This is a genomic window from Sulfuricurvum sp. (assembly GCF_028688295.1).
Classification (GTDB): domain Bacteria; phylum Campylobacterota; class Campylobacteria; order Campylobacterales; family Sulfurimonadaceae; genus Sulfuricurvum.
On sequence record NZ_JAQTYM010000024.1, the window covers coordinates 1 to 17,771 of the forward strand.

Annotated in this window: 18 protein-coding genes; 8 read left to right on the forward strand and 10 right to left on the reverse strand. The window is 41.8% G+C overall.

Annotated elements, in window-relative coordinates; genetic code table 11:
* Positions 1 to 152: 152 nt before the first annotated feature.
* Entirely contained in the window at positions 153 to 1,403 is a 1,251-nt protein-coding gene (locus tag PHR02_RS06745; RefSeq protein ID WP_299990475.1) for a hypothetical protein, read from the forward strand.
* A gap of 227 nt (positions 1,404 to 1,630) precedes the next feature.
* Here PHR02_RS06745 and PHR02_RS06750 read toward each other — a convergent pair whose 3' ends face one another.
* From PHR02_RS06750 to PHR02_RS06765, 4 genes are all read right to left on the reverse strand, one after another.
* On the reverse strand, positions 1,631 to 2,365 hold the full coding sequence (locus tag PHR02_RS06750; protein ID WP_299990476.1) for a hypothetical protein: 735 nt from the start codon (positions 2,363 to 2,365) through the stop codon (positions 1,631 to 1,633).
* A gap of 62 nt (positions 2,366 to 2,427) precedes the next feature.
* The gene (locus PHR02_RS06755) at positions 2,428 to 2,790 is read right to left on the reverse strand and encodes a type II toxin-antitoxin system RnlB family antitoxin (protein WP_299990477.1); all 363 of its coding nucleotides are present in this window, start codon (positions 2,788 to 2,790) and stop codon (positions 2,428 to 2,430) included.
* A complete protein-coding gene (locus tag PHR02_RS06760) occupies positions 2,780 to 3,796 on the reverse strand; it encodes a type II toxin-antitoxin system RnlA family toxin (protein ID WP_299990478.1) in 1,017 nt (338 codons plus the stop codon). Before PHR02_RS06760 ends, PHR02_RS06755 begins: the two co-directional genes overlap by 11 nt.
* 249 nt (positions 3,797 to 4,045) lie before the next feature.
* A complete protein-coding gene (locus PHR02_RS06765; RefSeq protein WP_299990479.1) occupies positions 4,046 to 4,615 on the reverse strand; it encodes a bifunctional precorrin-2 dehydrogenase/sirohydrochlorin ferrochelatase in 570 nt (189 codons plus the stop codon).
* Between the two features lie 111 nt (positions 4,616 to 4,726).
* Here PHR02_RS06765 and cobA point away from each other — a divergent pair, with 111 nt between their 5' ends.
* From cobA to PHR02_RS06785, 4 genes are read left to right on the forward strand one after another with little or no spacing between them, the layout of a single operon-like run.
* Positions 4,727 to 5,503 carry a uroporphyrinogen-III C-methyltransferase gene (gene cobA / locus PHR02_RS06770; RefSeq protein ID WP_299990481.1) on the forward strand — a complete coding sequence of 259 codons (777 nt, stop codon included), beginning with the start codon at positions 4,727 to 4,729 and terminating at the stop codon, positions 5,501 to 5,503.
* A complete protein-coding gene (locus PHR02_RS06775; protein ID WP_299990483.1) occupies positions 5,481 to 7,127 on the forward strand; it encodes a ferredoxin--nitrite reductase in 1,647 nt (548 codons plus the stop codon). The genes cobA and PHR02_RS06775 overlap by 23 nt, the downstream gene beginning before the upstream one ends.
* Positions 7,124 to 9,142: a molybdopterin-dependent oxidoreductase gene (locus tag PHR02_RS06780; protein WP_299990485.1), complete on the forward strand. Its 2,019-nt coding sequence runs from the start codon at positions 7,124 to 7,126 to the stop codon at positions 9,140 to 9,142. Before PHR02_RS06775 ends, PHR02_RS06780 begins: the two co-directional genes overlap by 4 nt.
* A 35-nt stretch (positions 9,143 to 9,177) precedes the next feature.
* The gene (locus tag PHR02_RS06785) at positions 9,178 to 9,480 is read left to right on the forward strand and encodes a hypothetical protein (RefSeq protein WP_299990487.1); all 303 of its coding nucleotides are present in this window, start codon (positions 9,178 to 9,180) and stop codon (positions 9,478 to 9,480) included.
* 20 nt (positions 9,481 to 9,500) lie between these two features.
* On the opposite strand, the gene PHR02_RS06790 is transcribed toward PHR02_RS06785, so the two are convergent.
* The gene (locus PHR02_RS06790) at positions 9,501 to 9,830 is read right to left on the reverse strand and encodes a glycine zipper domain-containing protein (protein ID WP_299990489.1); all 330 of its coding nucleotides are present in this window, start codon (positions 9,828 to 9,830) and stop codon (positions 9,501 to 9,503) included.
* Between the two features lie 157 nt (positions 9,831 to 9,987).
* Between PHR02_RS06790 and abc-f the strand changes: the two genes are divergently transcribed.
* Positions 9,988 to 11,946: a ribosomal protection-like ABC-F family protein gene (abc-f, locus tag PHR02_RS06795; protein ID WP_299990491.1), complete on the forward strand. Its 1,959-nt coding sequence runs from the start codon at positions 9,988 to 9,990 to the stop codon at positions 11,944 to 11,946.
* Between the two features lie 9 nt (positions 11,947 to 11,955).
* On the forward strand, positions 11,956 to 12,858 hold the full coding sequence (locus PHR02_RS06800; RefSeq protein ID WP_299990493.1) for a D-hexose-6-phosphate mutarotase: 903 nt from the start codon (positions 11,956 to 11,958) through the stop codon (positions 12,856 to 12,858).
* 4 nt (positions 12,859 to 12,862) lie between these two features.
* Here PHR02_RS06800 and PHR02_RS06805 read toward each other — a convergent pair whose 3' ends face one another.
* From PHR02_RS06805 to PHR02_RS06815, 3 genes are all read right to left on the reverse strand, one after another.
* Entirely contained in the window at positions 12,863 to 13,189 is a 327-nt protein-coding gene (locus PHR02_RS06805) for a hypothetical protein (protein WP_299990495.1), read from the reverse strand.
* Between the two features lie 93 nt (positions 13,190 to 13,282).
* Positions 13,283 to 14,383 carry an ATP-binding protein gene (locus tag PHR02_RS06810; RefSeq protein ID WP_299990497.1) on the reverse strand — a complete coding sequence of 367 codons (1,101 nt, stop codon included), beginning with the start codon at positions 14,381 to 14,383 and terminating at the stop codon, positions 13,283 to 13,285.
* A complete protein-coding gene (locus PHR02_RS06815; protein ID WP_299990500.1) occupies positions 14,380 to 15,054 on the reverse strand; it encodes a response regulator transcription factor in 675 nt (224 codons plus the stop codon). The genes PHR02_RS06810 and PHR02_RS06815 overlap by 4 nt, the downstream gene beginning before the upstream one ends.
* Before the next feature lie 154 nt (positions 15,055 to 15,208).
* Here PHR02_RS06815 and PHR02_RS06820 point away from each other — a divergent pair, with 154 nt between their 5' ends.
* The gene (locus PHR02_RS06820; protein ID WP_299990502.1) at positions 15,209 to 16,324 is read left to right on the forward strand and encodes a methyl-accepting chemotaxis protein; all 1,116 of its coding nucleotides are present in this window, start codon (positions 15,209 to 15,211) and stop codon (positions 16,322 to 16,324) included.
* Positions 16,325 to 16,395: 71 nt separating this feature from the next.
* Here PHR02_RS06820 and PHR02_RS06825 read toward each other — a convergent pair whose 3' ends face one another.
* Complete coding sequence (locus PHR02_RS06825) at positions 16,396 to 17,472, reverse strand: hypothetical protein (protein ID WP_299990503.1); 1,077 nt, start codon at positions 17,470 to 17,472, stop codon at positions 16,396 to 16,398.
* 8 nt (positions 17,473 to 17,480) lie between these two features.
* Positions 17,481 to 17,771, reverse strand: coding sequence for a Dabb family protein (locus PHR02_RS06830; protein ID WP_299990505.1), 291 nt, complete (start codon positions 17,769 to 17,771; stop codon positions 17,481 to 17,483).

Sequence of the window (17,771 nt, forward strand, 5' to 3'; positions counted from 1 at the left end):
CGTTTGGAACTTCAGAATAATCCCGAATACTTAAGATGTCGCGGCGCGATTATCGAGTTTTTATACTCGAAATTTGCCAAAGAAGATGAATAGTATTAAAAAATACCCTCATGACGAGAGGGTCTATAACACAATAACATAAGGAAAATCGGATGAAAAAAATCACCCTATCAATCGCAACTATCCTATCGTTGGCTTCCACTGCCCCTTCTACACTAAGTGCTAATGATGGCTTTAGCCTCTTTAGTAATACCAAATACAACGGAGAACTTCGTGCTCGTTATGAAAATGTTGATGATGAGAACAATGGAGTGCAACAAGCCAATGCTTACACCCTTAGAGCAACACTGGGTCTTGAAACGACGTTATTCGGAGTGAATGGATTGAGTATGAAAGTGGATGGAACCACTGTACAAACTCTCGGAGGTACCAAATACAATGACCTCTCACCGACGAAGCTTACCAATTACGATGTTGTTGCCGATCCGGAACAAACTCGCTTTACGCAAGGGTACATTCAATATAAAATGGGGACTACAACACTCAAAGCAGGACGTCAAATCACCAATCTCGATAATCAGCGCTTTATCGGCTCAGTAGACTGGAGACAAATGCCGCAGAGTTTGGATGCACTCTCAGTTACGAATACCTCCATCGCAGGATTGAACCTCTATGGAGCCTATATCTACAGCTATGCAACGGTCTTTGACGAACCAACATGGGACAGCGAATCGGTTCTTCTCAACGCAACCTATAAAGTCAATGATATGCTCAAAGTCACTGCCTATGATTATATGCTCTCTTTGGAAAAAGCTCAATTCGCAGCTGATACCTATGGAGTAGCCCTCAGCGGTGATGTATCCTCAATCGGAGCTAAAATCGGTTACCGCGCCGAGTATGCAAAACAAACCGATTCGACCTTTGATACGACGATAACAAATGTTGAAGGAAAAAACGATGCTACTTACTATAACCTCGAAGCTACGGCAAGTATGATGGGCCTTTCACTGGGTGCCGGATATGAGTTTTTGAGCGGCACAACAGGGAGCGATGGAAAAACCAAATTTCAAACACCACTGGCAACACTTCATAAATTCAACGGAACAGCCGATAAATTTCTCGCTACTCCGACAGGGGGGCTCGTCAATACCTCTGTGAGTGTCGGTTATGGTGCAGCGGGATTGGGCAATGCGCTTGTGAGCTACCATAATTATGAAACCGACGTAGCTATGAGTGGAAAAAGTGATTTGGGAAGCGAATGGGATCTTCAATACGCTAACGCTATTCCGGGCGTAAAAGGTCTAAATGGTCTTATCAAAGCCGCCTACTATAATGGTGGTGATGTGGCAACGTATACTAAAGATGTTACTAAAATCTGGCTGCAGCTCGGATATAAATTTTAATTTTTGAAAAAATCCCGACATATTTGAATAATCTTCTCCTGTCGGGGTTTACCCACCGGTTCACTTTGACGGATCACATGAACGTGTCTTAGCACTCGATTCACAAGCCCATAATGTGGATAAAATGATACTACTAAGTGCTCAACCAACGGAGAGATACGGGAAGTAAATCTTCCCTGTCCATAGAATCGTTTGAAATTCAAACATAATCCCAAAGTCTACCATTTTCATTGATAAATTGAACATTGATTTTTATCTTGTTTTTGCCATTTTATAGAGTTATTCATAAAATTCCATTGGTCGTCATCTTTATGTAATTTATTAAATATTGAATCAGTAATACGAGATAAAGTAGATTTTTCAGGATAGCTTACCATCACACACACAGGTCCACCTTGCTGTTTAACAGCTTTTAAAACATTTAATAAATTTTTTGTAAATGATTGACAATTATATGTTGTCAATTCATACTTTCTATTTAAAAAATCACTCATTAATATTTCTAAAGCTGCTTGCATTTCATCATAATTAAACGTTTGTGTACTACAAACATTATAATTATTTTTTTCTTCATTACAATGAATTTTTGAGTCACCAAAAAAACCAAAATTCGAAAAATTATTGAAATTGCATTCCTGACCAATATATGATCGATCACCTACTTTTGGAATATACTCATCATAATTAATATGTTTATTTTGAAATAAATATATAAAATTATCATAATCGTAATTATCAAAACCAAAAGATAATCTATTCTTAGATTCTCTAAAAAAATGAAAATGCTGGGTATTAAGATTTTCTTTTTCTAAAAAATCAAAGTCAAATATATCGAAATTAGAATTCCCTTCTTTATTTAGCCCAATATCAAGAGATCGCTTACATATTTGATATACATATTGATTTTCATACAGTTTTGTATTAGAAAAAATTAAGTCATTTGTCTTATTATCAATTGCCATTACATCAATAAAAGGAAGGATAACAATCAAGATAAAAAATAGATTTCTCATATACAGAATATTTAAATTCTACCTTGTTTCACGAGAAATTTTGTTGCTTTTGATAGAACTTCACTATGCTCAATTAAATCGAAATGTTTTACATAAAATTTATTTGATATTGTCCTTACTTTTTCTGCTTGCTCAAGAATATTTTTAAATGATGATTTATTAATTGTATTATTTTCAAAATATGTTTCAAAAAATCGTTGAGTTGAATTACCATTTGTTAATAGCAAATCAAAAAGAACTTTTCCATGAAAACCTTTTTTTGATAAATCTTTTTCAATAGCATCAAGTTGTTCAGTTGGACTATGATAACTTGTAGATAAAATCAAAACAGTCGAATCATCAACTTTGTTGATTCGGTAATATTTAGATTTCATTTGATCCTTCTTCAATCAATTTACAGACAGTACTAATAATCCTATCTGCTTCTATTTTATTTATTATTCTTGACATTTCTGGCATATTATCTGCATGGAATATTCCATGCCTATTTTGATTATAGAAATTATAACAGTTTTCCATAACTCTTACGGTATCAAAAGAATTTACATGCTCAGCAAAATCTAATACTATTTCAAATTTAACACTATTATACTTAAATAATTCCCCAATACTCGCAACAGTTCTATACTTTTGTTTAATAATAAGTTTCATAAATGCTTCCAGGCCTCTGAGCGCACCAAAAACGAATGAACCATAATCATCTAACTCAATATCAATTTTTTTAAGAGCAATAGATGCCATTAAAATTTTTTTAGTTGTATTGCACAATTTTGTATATGCTACTGGTATTTCAAATTCCAGTTCAGCATATACATCGGCTTTCTCCAAATTTACTTTATGTATAGCGTTATTAATACTAATAATTTCTTCTATACTTACAAGTTCAGAAAGTATTGCATACAACTCACGATAAACACTTAAAGGTTTACCCTGAAGCTGTAACGTTCCATTATTATGTTTGATTAGTGTAAATGAATCTTTATATTGTTTATTTTTAAGCTCATATTTTTTTCCTGATGGTAAATCATAAATTTGAATATCAAGTTCTTCAATGGCTTCTTTTAAGTAATGAATTATCAATTCAAAATCCTCTTCTTTAAAGTACCTAATTGAAGAAGTTACAGATTTTGCATCAGAAGTTTTACACTTAGCTATTATATGTTCTGTAATTTGTAAACCCAAATCTTGATATTTGCCAACATCAGGATTAATTGTTGTAGTACCATCTCCAATAAGCCATATAGATAATATAACCTCTTTTCCATCACACTGTATAACCCAATTTGGTTTACCTTCTTGTACAGAAGTTACACCAGAAAAACTCTTTATAGAATTTGCTATATTTCCAAAATCTAAATTCAGTTTTTTAAATGCAGCCACATATTTTCCTTAATCATTAGGTAAAAATGAATTATACATACTTATTTATATAATTAATACTTTTTCATGACATCTCACATGATAGCTATCGACTTTTTTAGTTGAAGCAATAAATAAGTGCGACGCTATCAGTAATAACATGAGCTTATCCTGATAGTATCTATTCATTGAGAGGATAAAAAGATCACTCATTAGGTAACCACAATTTAAACACTGAAGGATATCGAAATAGTTTAATGCAAATTGCTTTCAAAAAATCTCACACTTCTTGAAAAATTCCCGACATATTTGAATAATCTTCTCCTGTCGGGGTTTACCCACCGGTTCACTCTGACGAATTGCATGAACCTGATCGATCAGATCATGAATCCCCGCTGGAATCATCGACGTTAAAAATTTCCGCAATGCTGAACTCACCGCAGGTGCACGTCCCGCCGTGTTGATCCCCACACACAAATCCCCCTCAACGATCAATGCCGGAAAAATAAAACTGCACAATGCAGGAGAGTCGACACAATTAACCGGAATCTTGGACTGGACGCAATTGTGATAGATTTTTTCTTGCTCACCCAAATCATCCAGCGCTCCGATCACTAAAAAACGCCCCTCACAATCACTCAGTTCATATATACGCTCTATCAGAGTAATCGGATATTCTTTAGCAAGAGTACGAATCTCAGGATGAATTTCGGGTGCAATGACACTCAAGGCGGGTGAGAATTTTACCAATTGCTCAATTTTACGCAATGCAACCTCCCCTGCTCCAATCACCACACAATCTTGATCTTTTAAATCGACAAACATCGGGAAAAGTGCCATTATCAATCCTTTGCGACAAACTGATTAAAAATTAACCAAAAATTTGTTTTTCTTATCGCTATTTTACACTATTATTTTTAAAGACAAAAAAGTCCTAATAAGGAATATCCCATGAACGGAAAATTATATTTAATCGGTTGCGGACCCGGTGATGCCGATCTCCTCACCTTGAAAGCTCTTAAAACCATCGAAAAACTTGATATCGCCCTCATCGATCATCTCCTCACCCAAGAGATCATCGACCTCATCCCGCCACGTACCAAAGTGGTATTCGTCGGAAAAGAGAAAGGAAAGCACAGCTTCCCCCAAAGTGAGATCAATACGATGATTACCGACTATGCTCATCAGGGATACACTGTCGGACGACTCAAATGCGGTGATCCCTACATCTTCGGTCGCGGAACCGAAGAGGCGATTTATGCCTCGCAAAACGCTATTGTGACCGAAGTAATCCCCGGAATTTCTTCGGCTCTCTCAGGACCGCTCTCCGCCGGAATCGCCCCGACCGCGCGCGGTGTCAGTACCGGAGTTTCAATCGTATCGGCACACCTCTCAGGAGATCGCGTGAATCTTTCATGGATTCCGATGCTCAGTGCCAGTGATCACACCACCGTTGTCCTCATGGGGCTCAGCCGAACCCGACAAATAGTCAAAGAGGCATTGGATCAGGGTGTAGATGCCGCATTACCCGTCGCGATTATTTCCAATGCTACCACTGCGAACCAAAGCTCCATTATTACGACGTTAGGCGAACTTATCACTGCTTCCAAAGGAGCTCCAAAACCGGCCATTTTGGTATTTGGAAATGTTGTCAATTTAGCACAAGTTCTCCCAACATATCGTTACGAATCCAAAGGAGAATGTTATGACATCGCTTGCGCAGGCTAATACTGAGCGGAGTGTCAAACGGCACAAAACCGAATCGATCAAGGATGCTTTTAGTGCTCGTGAAGCGTGGGAACGACTGATCGGGTATTCCAAAACAGGGTATGCGTCGATCACCGACGAAGATAAAGATTTCGTCCTCAAAAGCTTCGGTGTTTTTGATCGCCCTGCTACCCCTGAGCGGTTTATGATTCGCGTTCGGATCGCAGGAGGTGCCCTCACACCCCACCAAGCATTGGTATTGGCAGATGTTGCACAACGTTTCGGACGTGACTACATCGATCTCACTACCCGTCAGCAGATCGAACTGCGCTACGTTAGCATCGAAGATCTTCCTGAAGCGTTAAAACTTTTAGAAGAGGTAGGGCTCACGAGCTATCAAACAGGAGTCGACAATTTCCGAAATATCCTCCTCGACCCTCTCGATGGATTAGCCGAAGATAACATTATCACATGTCACACACTCCTCCAAGAGATTCAAGGGGTATTTTTAAAAAACGACGAGTGGATCACTACGCTGCCTCGTAAATTCAATATCGGTATCAACGGCTCACTCTCCAACCGCTGCAACATCTTCGGTCAAGACTTCGCCCTCGCCCTTGCCCAAAAAGAGGGAGAATACGGGTTTAATCTCTACCTCGGAGGACGTGTCGGACATCTCGCCCAAAGTGCCGATATGTTTGTTCTCCCCTCACAGGCAAAAGCAGTCTTTATCGCCGTTGCATCCCTCTTTAAAACCTACGGGTTTCGGGATAATCGCAATAAAAACCGTCTCAAATTTCTCATCGAAGCGGTCGGGATGGAGGAGTTTCGACGTGCCATTATCGAATCGCTGGGACACGATATGCCTCAAGCGGGGACGACACTGTGTGATGCCGAGGGGGGAGATCACTACGGCCGCATCGCACTCAAAGACGGAACGCTCGCCCTCTATGCCGCAGTCCCTAGTGGTGTCTTTAGCGGAAGCGATTTAATGGAAGCCGCCCGTATCGCCGAATCCCAAAACGGAGCCATCCGCCTCACCATCGAACAAAACCTTATCCTAACCGGGATTCGTGATGAAATCACCGCGCTGGACTCACCGCTCTTTCACCGATACCCCAACCGACCATCGCCCTATATGGCAAACCTCATCGCCTGTGCCGGAAGCGAACACTGCCCATTTGGGGTAATCCCCGGAAAACCCGATGCAATCATTATGAGCGAGTTTTTAAGCCAACATGTTCCGATTGAGAATGCAAAAGTACGCCTCTACTGGTCCGCGTGTATCAAAGGATGCGGCATCCACGGTGCGGGAGATTTAGGATTTGTGGGGTGTAAAGTTCCTCGTGATGGGAAAACGACCCTTGGGGTCGATATTTTCCTCGGCGGAAGTCTCAGCCATAATGACGAAGAGGCGAAGCTTTTTCTAAAAGGGATAGTTCTCGAAGAAGCACCCCGCTACGTGGCGGAGTTGATGAAACTCTATCGAGATAGCCGGATCGGTGATGAGAGTTTGGAGCAGTTTATTAAACGTCTTCGCAATCACTATGAGATCAGTGAAATCGCCGAGATCGTACGCCATAACTTTGCGATGGTGCATGAGTCTAGCCAAGATTTTCAGAGCTTGGATCGGATACACCGATGAGTGATGCGATCGCTACGGGATGCCCGTTTTGCGGGACAGGATGCGCCTTAAGCGTCGAGTGCACCGATAAGGGCGTCAGAGTTAAGGGGGATAAATCCAACCCCTCAACGCAGGGAGATTTGTGTTTTAAACCGATTCAGATGGCAAAAGCTCTCGATACCAATCGCCTCACCACACCGTTATACCGATCCCGCAAAACCGACCCTTTCCGCGAAATATCGTGGGAGGAGACGATCTCCGTTTTAGCCGATCAGATTAAATCTCTTCCCCGTGAATCTCTCTATTTTTACCTCTCAGGACAGCTCCTCACCGAAGAGAGCTATCTCTTTACCAAACTGATCAAAGGGTATCTGGGGACCAACAACGTGGATGCGAACTCACGATTGTGTATGGCAAGTGCCGTCGTTTCCCACAAGATGGCATTCGGTAGCGACGGAGCCGTAGGAAATTATGCCGATATCGACAATGCTGATGTCATCCTCATCAGCGGTTCCAATCCCGCATGGGCACACCCGATCCTCCATCGACGCATCTTAGCGCGTAAAAAATCCCACCCTGAAACCCACATCATTGTTATCGATCCGATCCGTACCGAAACCGCCGAGAAAGCCGATCTCTGGCTCGGACTTCACAGCGGAAGCGATACGATGCTCTACAACGCCATTTTGTCAGAGATTCACACACGCGGCGGGTGTGATAGCGATTTTATTTCTCACTCCTGCGAAGGATTCGCTCAGACCATCGATGCCGCACAAGCGATACCCTACGTTAAAGCGATCCAATCGTGCGGGTTATCCATCAAAGATACTGATCTTTTAGTGGATCTTTTCGGATCGGATAAAAAAATTGTTGGGTTATGGTGTCAGGGGTTGAACCAAGCGGTGGATGGGGTGATGCGCAATCTCGGATTTATAAACCTCTTTTTGGCTACGGGTCGGATTAACGCACACAAAGGGCTCCCTTTCTCTCTCACCGGTCAGCCTAATGCCATGGGGGGACGCGAAGTGGGCTACCTCTCCAACGGTCTCCCAGGTTACCGAGATGTCCGTAACTCTCAACATCGCAATGAATGTGAACACCATTGGAATCTCCCCTCCGATACGATCTCTTCAGAGGTAGGAATGAGTATCACCGATGCTATCGAAGCAATATTGCGAGATGAGCTACGCTTTCTATGGGTAGCCTGCACTAACCCGCTCCTCACCCTCCCTGATGTTTCTAAAACTCGCTCTGCCCTTTTGCAAAACGATCTTTTTTTAGTCGTCCAAGATTGTGTACTGAGCGAAACGGCCGCTCTAGCGAACCTCGTTCTTCCCAGCGCTGCATGGGGTGAAAAAGAGGGGAGTATGACCAACTCCGAACGCTTTATAAAGCGAGTCAGAGCCTTTAAGCCTCCCCCTCACGGTGCCAAAAGCGACTCCGAGATCGTCTGTTCCGTTGCTTGTGCATTAGGATTTTCAGGATTTGATTTTATCGATACGTCAGAAGTTTACGATGAGTATAAACAATTAACCCAAAAGCGGTTATGCGATCAAAGTACGCAAGAGTATGAGAGTCTCTCGTATCAGTGGGGAGGGGAACGGCTGTATGCAGATGAAGTGTTTGCAACCGCTTCACACAAAGCACAATTTCATCCGATTGTCTCTTCCGCTCTAGAGTTAAACGCAGATGAATTCGTTCTCCTCACCGGACGGACAAAAAAACAGTGGCATACAATGACCCGTACGGGGGAAGTCGCCGAACTACTCAAAGATGAAGAGGAAGCCTACCTTTTGATCAATGAATCCGAAGCGCAAGAGCGAGGCTTAAAAGAGGGAGATCGTGTTGTAATTTTTAATAAACTTGGGAAGTTGCAACTGCCTATCCGTTTTGGAATCTTGGCACCCCATCACCTCTTTGCACCGTTTGGATATCCGAAAACTCCGATCAATACTCTAGTCCCTGCGCTCAATGATCCATTCTCATTTCAAACTGCCCTAAAATCGGCGCGAGTGACATTATCGAAACAGAGATAACCACCCGTTAAACTCACATCCGCTATAATTCGATCATGAATAATGAGCGCTTAACTTTCAATATCGATCCCACACCGACGTTACCGACACGCCAGTGCAGACTCTTTGCAAGGATAATGGGATATTCTCTAAGCTATGGGAACTACCTCATCGCCGCTTTTATATGGTGGAAAAGTGACTGGTTTATCGCCATTGGAGCACTATTACTCGGTTTTATCGTCTTTGGGATTATCCGAAGCAAACTCCGCAACGACTCAATCCCACCTGCTCAGCGTGAAACCCCTTATACCGATTACGCCATTTCGACGTGGTATCTATCGCGGAATCATTGTTTTTGAGTAAGGGGTAAGTTTCACTATTAATCGCGATTACGATGCTTATGATGCCCTTTATGCTTTCCGTTATCGTGATGTTCACGATTTCGATCTACATAGACCACTTTCTCTCTTGTAGCCACTTGTGTTGTAGAACGAGTTGTCTCTTTACTTCCGACAGCAGCACCCAACGCACCACCGACTCCACCACCGATAATCGCACCATTTTTGCCACCCGTTGCTGAACCAACTGCAGAACCGACCCCTGCACCCAACATACTACCCACTACCGCTCCTCCATCTATCTCACCAGCATTCACATTTATGGCAACTGTCAACATAACGGATAAAATCAAAGTTAATTTTGTTTTCATAATAGTATTCTCCTCATTTTGATTAATGACAGTTTACCCATTAAATGGTCACACAATAGTCATAGCTATGTTAACCAATTTAAATGAAGCGATAATCCCCCTAAGCTCCCTTCCGCTATAATTCGCAGAAGTATCCTCATATAGGAATAAAACACATATGGCATTAGTCGATCTCCTAGGTGTCAGCAAACACTACGAAGCCCAAAAAATTTTAGAGAACATCAACTTCCATATCGACGAAGGTGAGCGTATCGTTATTGTCGGTAAAAACGGCAGCGGAAAATCGACCCTGATGAAAATTGTCCACGGTTCTCTCGATGCCGACGGCGGTGAGCGGATCAACCGTCAGGGAATCGAGATCAAAATGCTCTCACAAGTCCCGGCATTTGACCCCTCTCATAATGTCCGTGAAGCGATCGAAGCAGGTTTAGGAGAGCTACGGACGGCAAAAGTCCGTTTTGATGAGATCTCAGCCCTCCTCGCTGAGCAATTCGACAATGAAACACTCCTGCTAGAGCAATCCCACCTCACTACCTTTCTCGATCATCATAATGCGTGGAATCTCGATGATAAGATTGAGCGAATCATGCACCATTTCATGCTCAAAGAGTATGAAGATAAAAAGGTCAATCTCCTCAGCGGTGGTGAACAGCGTCGTGTTGCTCTCGCTTCACTGCTACTACTCAAGCCCGATATTTTATTACTCGATGAACCGACCAACCATCTCGATGTTTACATGGTGGAGTTTCTCGAAGAGCTGATCCTAAAAGAGAAATTCACCCTCCTCTTTATCTCGCATGACCGTTATTTCATCGACCAAATCGCCACTAAAACCATCGAGGTGGAAGATTGCGCTCTGCGTGAATTTAGCGGGGGATACAGCAACTATCTCGAACAAAAACAAGAACTCTTACGGACGATGGCGCAACAGCACGACAACCTCCTTAAACTTCTCAAAACCGAAAACGAATGGCTCCGTCGAGGGGTAAAAGCACGACTAAAGCGAAATGAGGGGCGAAAACAGAGGGTATTGGCACTACGTGAAGATGCCAAAAATAACCCTAGCCGCATCCGAAAAATGAAACTGGAACTAGAACGCGAAGCCAAACACTTTAACCGTGGAGAGGGTGTAAATCGCCAAAAAATGCTCTTTGAAGTGGAAAATCTCGGACTTAAACTGGGAGACAAAGAGTTGATCCGTAATTTCTCCACCCGAATCCTCCAAAAAGACGTCATTGCCGTCGTAGGACCCAATGGAAGCGGTAAATCAACACTGTTAAAAGCACTCCTAGGGCGTCTTAAACCGACCAACGGGATTATCAAGATGGGAGAACTCACCATCGGCTATTTCGATCAGCACCGCGAAATGCTGGACGATAATCTCAACCTCATCGAAACCTTCTGCCCTCACGGCGGAGACCGAGTCGATGCACAGGGGCAAGATTATCACGTTTACGGCTATCTCAAGAACTTCCTCTTCCCACGTGAGTTCCTCGATAAAAAAGTGGGAGTCCTCAGCGGCGGAGAGAAAAACCGTGTCGCCCTCGCCTTGCTGTTTACCAAAAAAGTAGACTGTCTCATCCTCGATGAGCCGACCAATGATCTCGATATCCCGACGATCAATATCCTCGAAGAGAAGCTCCAAAACTTTGCAGGTGCTGTTATCCTCGTAAGCCATGATAGATATTTCGTCGACAAGATCGCTAAAAAACTCTTTATCTTCAAAGGGGACGGAACCATCGAAGAGAGCTATAAACCCTACAGCGAATACCTCGAAGATGAAAAAGAGTTGCTTGAGATGGATGCAATGGAAGCAGAATTTGCCAAATCCGCAACAGCCACGGTGATAGTGCAGAGCGAAAAACCGAAAGTTTTCAAACTCACCTTCAATGAACAACGTGCACTCGAAAAATTACCCCTAGAGATCGAAGCCCTCGAAACTGCAATCGATGAGCTAAACGCCTCTCTCGCCGATCCGAAAAAATACGAAAAAATCGGAATTAGCGTTTTAGCCGAGGAGCTGGAAAAAACCAAAGCCCTTTATGAAGAAAAAGTCGATGAACTTCTCACCATAGAAGAGAAAGCCGAAGAGATAGAAGCACTAAAGAATAGCTAAGGAAGCCTCATGGATATCGAAACCCTCAATTCCCGCTTTTCCCATGCAGGGTATGTCACTTTTAAAGAGGGGCCAGAGGGCTTTCCCATTGCCCTCATCACTACCCCTCATGCTACTGCCGCGATCTCCGTTTATGGAGCACACCTGCTCTCCTATACCTTTGCTTCCGACGAAAATGATTTACTCTTTCTCAGTGAAAAAGCGATCTTTAAAGAGGGAACTCCGATCCGAGGAGGTGTCCCGATCTGCTGGCCGTGGTTTGGTCCCGATCCAGAGGGAAAAGGTCGCAGCGATCACGGACTGGCGCGCACCCGTATGTGGAGTGTCGTCTCCTCGTATCTGCTCAAAGATCAAGAGTGTAGTATTAGCTTTGAACTGAGTGATTCACCCGAAACGTATGTGCTATGGCCTCACCGTTTTCGCCTTATCCTCAAAGTGACCGTAGGAAAATCACTCACCATGGAACTCACCACTCAAAACCGAGGTGATAGCACGTTTGAAATTACTCAAGCACTTCATACCTATTTTACTGTAGGTGATATCACCCAAACAAAGATAACAGGACTCGAAGGATTCACCTACATCGATAAAACCGATGAGAGCCGTGAAAAAAAAGAGGATACTCCGATCATCATAGAGGCTGAAACCGATCGAGTCTATCCTACAGACGGCGGTGATATAGCAATTCAAGACAGTGCATTAAAAAGAGAAATACACATTGTCTCAGAGGGGAGCCGTACTGCTGTTGTGTGGAATCCATGGATCCGTGTATGTGAACAAAAAGCTGATTTGGCGATGGAGGACTATAAAAAAATGATCTGTGTCGAAACTGCCAATATAGGTAGTGATATTATTTCCGTACAGCCCAGAGCGAGCTATACGATTAAGGCGGTCTATTCTTTGGAGGAATAAAGGATTAACGACCCCCTTTCCCTCCACCCATACCTGAACCTTGATTTTTCATTTTCGGAGTCCGATTTTCCGGTTTACTCATCAATTTATCATTCTGCTCTTTTGTCATCGATTGCTGTCGATTCATAAGCTCATTATGAAGTGCTTCACGCTCTTGCTGATTCATCATGGTTCCCCGTTTTTCTAGAAGCTCATCCGTCTTCATCTCTTTAAACCGGTTTTGAATCTCTTGTTGCGCTTCAACACGCTCTTGATTCATCTCTGGCATCTCTGCGTATGCGATAGCAGAGAGCAAAGCCATAGCCGATACGACCGTAAATAACATTTTCATCGGAAACTCCTTTGAGTAGTTTCGATTATTCTAATACCATTTTGTTAATAGTGTGTTAAGTCTATCTGTAATGATTATAGCCATCATAAAAGTTTAAGCTAACCGTTTCGGAAATGTTAACCGAAAACATACCCCTTCTTCATTACGGATCAGTTCAACCGATCCCCCCAACTGTTCGCTAAGGATTTTACGAGCAAAATAGAGACCGTACCCATGACCATTGTCCCCTTTAGTACTTACCCCCGCATCAAAAATCATCATAGACTGCTCTAATGTCATCCCATCCCCATTATCATGGATATTGACCGTGACTGTTTTGGAATTCTCCCATCCACTTACTCGAATTCGTTTATCGTTTTTGTCTGATTTTTCGAGTGCTTCAATCGCATTTTCAATAAATACCAAAAAGAGATGAAGCATCCGACTGCTTGGAATCTCCGTATGAATACGTAACGCATCGCTAAGATCGATTTCGAGTTTAATATTAGCGGCATTAAGGTGAGGTTCTAAAAGATGTCCTACCTCTTCGACGGATATTTTTACCAGTATTTCTCCTCCATAATCACTGTGAAAATGGTACAAACTCTCCAAACTTTGAGAGAGATGTTCCAATAACTCTTCACTCCGTTGTAATTCATCATCGATGCAGCTGCACGATACTTCCTCCAAGCGACAACGCATACGTAATTGATAGGTCGAAAGTGTATGGAGCGGGCGACGCCACTGATGCGCGACAAAAGCGACCATCTCTCCCATTTGTACCATCCGCGATTGTTCGATTAACAATTTATTCTGCAGAGCTTTCTCCTCTTCAAGCTCTTTCCGTTCTGTAATATCGGTACTGGAAACAACGACTCCGATTACTTTACTATCTTCATAAATCGGCTGATATCGCACGAGTAAATATGATCGCTTAGCTTCGACAAAATCAAACCATGATTCGTAACAAATCTCTTCACCTGCCAATGCCCGATCAAGATAGGGCTTAACGATATTGTGAAAAACATTCGTCCCCAATATTTCAGCCACATGATGTCCGATAATCTCATTATAAGCACGATTAAACATTGTCGTATATATTTTATTTACAGCACGATAGATATAGTTGCTATCTACGAATGAGAGTCTATGATAGGTATGATCGATCAGATTAAACAGATGAGATTTTGAGGTAAATTCAGTAAACTGGTTCATGAGAGGCGATATCCTAATTTTGGCGTCGCTTGGATTTGAAGTCCGATTATTTTTTTACGTAGATTGCTCACAACTATTTTAAGTGCATTTCGACTAACCTCTTGCGTACCATAGAGTGCATACTCTATCTCTTCATAGCTGACGATATACCCTCTGCGTTTGAGAAGAAGTTCCATCAATGAGATTTCCAAATGAGATAGCCGAAGGACGGTACCGTTTTGAAAGATCGATTTGCTCTGAAAGTCATACCGTATATTCTCATCGATATCAATGCTATGCGACATATTGTCTTTACCCTTCCGCTCCAGGTTTTGGAGCAAGCCGTTCAGTTTTGACATCGTAATCGGCTTGAGCAAATATTCTTCAAGCTTCAAAGGGATTGCATCAAGGAGATAGTGTGAATGTGAATATGAACTAAGGATGACAATCGGTATAGTCTCATTATCTGCACGAATTCTTCGAATCAATGCCAAACCGTCCATTTTAGGCATTTCAATATCGGTTAAAATAATATCTGGATTTTTCTCCTGATATTTTTTCCATCCTTCCATTCCGTCATACGCACTAATTACTTCTGCAAACTTTGATTTCAATAGATAAGATATATTATTGTTACTTTCAATATCATCTTCAACTATTAGAATTGTTTTATCACTATTTAAAATATACATTATTCTCTTTACTAATTAATTTTGCTTATTTTAACCCAAAACAAGTTTAACGAAACCTTTTCAACACCTACATTTATTACAATTATTGATAAGTATAGCAATTACACAGACCAAACTGGTTTTTAGTGTACTATTTTATTCAGGAGTTTACTAAATGTTTTTTAGAAATCATAATTGCGAAGATCAGCTTTTACAATTTAAAGAGAGAATAACAAAGATAGAAGAAGAAAATCTTTCCCTCAAAGAGGAAGTCATACGCTTAACACGTCACAATGAACAATTGAGTTCTCAAGCTAAAATGTCAGAACTCATCCATCACTTAACGGACAATTTGACAAACGCATGTCAAAATGACCTCTCAAAATTGCAAAATGATCTCGCAGAAAACGTCAAACATTTAGAAGAGATAGAAGATTTAAGCAAAAACAACTGTGCTAATACTACGGAAATTAATCTAGAAATTAGAGAACTAATACAAACCCAGCAGAAACTTGTCGTCAACATTACCCAAAACTATGATTCGGTCTCTTCTCTTAATGAGAGTGTAAGTTCGATTAGTTCTGTGATCAACCTCATCAAAGATATATCCGATCAAACCAATCTTTTAGCCTTAAATGCCGCAATCGAAGCAGCACGGGCGGGTGAGCACGGGCGGGGATTTGCCGTCGTTGCTGATGAAGTAAGAAAACTTGCCGAGAGGACGCAAAAAGCGACTACCGAAGTAGCGATGAGCGTCCAAAGCCTTAAACAAAATGCCGTAGAAATCTATGAACGCTCAAGTGCCATGGAGGAGATTTCTTCCCTTTCGAGTAAAAAGCTAGAGCTCTTCCACACAACTTTAACTGATCTCGGACTACGAACCGAAACTATTGATAACGACTCTACCAATGTTCTCTATTCTGTCTTTATGGTTCTAGTAAAACTCGACCACCTACTCTTTAAAGCCAAAGGGTACAAAAGTGTTTTTAGTCTCAAACTTGAAGGTGAATTCGTAGATCATCATCACTGCCGTTTGGGTAAATGGGCAGAAGGTGGCAAAGGTGCAGAAATTTTTGGATCAACACCAAGTTTTGGAAAGCTTACATCACCCCATAAAGCGGTGCATGAAAATATTTTAGCGGCGATTCAGTGTGTTAAAACCAATACCTGTTCTCAAGAATCAGCAAATATTATGACCTATTTCAAGAAGGCAGAGGCTGCGAGTAAAGAGGTTGTTGACACATTAAGCGCCATGCTCAATGAAGAACGTCAATCAAGAAAGCAAAAATAACCTGAACAATAAAATCGGATCTGAGATAATCTACTTCCATGGTATGCAATCGGTTACCCGATTCCTAACCCTTAATCGACTTCAACCTCGATTTTAAACTTATCAGCCATATATTTTTCAGCTTCTGGTATAGCCATTGCAGAAGATTGTTGCAATGCATCTTGTATTTGAATCATCGTTAGATCGTTCTTGTTTTTACCTTCTAAAACAATCGTCTCGGTTTCCCCTTTGAGCATTTTGATCATTGCTCCAATCAGCTCTTTTTCAACCATTCCTGGGGTTGTTGATAAATCTGCTTCAAACCGTTTTGCAATTGCGTTATTAATAGCTGTTGATGCTTTTTTACGCTCCTTCATATCCGATGGAGTAAGTGAAAACTCTTTTAGAAAAATTGCTTTCTCTTCGTCTTGGAGAGTGTCGACAAAACTTTTCACCGACTCATACGTAATGTCCGAGATAGCACGATTTTCAATCCCAAGGGAAAACTTTTCTAAAATCATCGAATCGGGAGCTGTGCTCGAAACCTCACGTGCGCTCATTGAAAATTCCAACGGCATAATAGGGTTGTCAATTCTAAACTGATCGATTTCGAGATGCTTTAAATGCATTTGTGTCCCTTCGATTTCACCTTTGAATACAAGGTTGATCGAGCTGAGTTTACTGAGGGTACTTTGTTGGAATGCATTGCTGACATTTTGGGCGATCATTTGTCCGATGATCGGTTTAGGGAGCGCTACCGCATCCGCTTCGATATCGATAGAGGTATTAACATTCTCCCCTTTTGAAAATGCTTTCAACTCAGCCAATGACGCCACATCACCTAAACGGAGTGACCCTATAGAGAGTTGTTCTTGACCCATTATCGAGAATTTCAATGCGCTAATTTCACAATCAGTTGTGAGGATGCCGCTGCACTCTATTGCGTCGTATTTCAGCTCACCGCCCATCAGGACAAGGCTCTCTTGATATTCGCTCAGTGATTTTACCAATTCTTCTTTTACCCGCTCATTTTTGTAGTGAGCAAATGCACTGACTCCGACTACCAACACTGCGGCCGCAACCGATAAATGAATTTTATATTTTTTAAAAAATGGTTCAGATTGATTGTCATCTGTGATTTTTTCATTGATAACTGATGTTTCGTTCACGAATTTCCTTATTGTATGTAATCAACGACTTTAGAGAGGGTCGTTACCTCTTTGATTACACTGACTACTGCTTGATGCGCCGGATGCGGAGCATACACATTTAACCCCTCTTGATCGTCAAAAGTTGACACCAGTACGAGATCAAATGAACGTTCACTTCGGCTAATATCAATCCCCACTTCCATAGAGCGCAAAGTATCGATTTGAGAAGGCAACACTTCGAGCATCTCTTTCACCCGCTCCAAATTCACCTCTTTATTCTCCTCTTTAAACTGAAACATCACAATATGCACTAACAT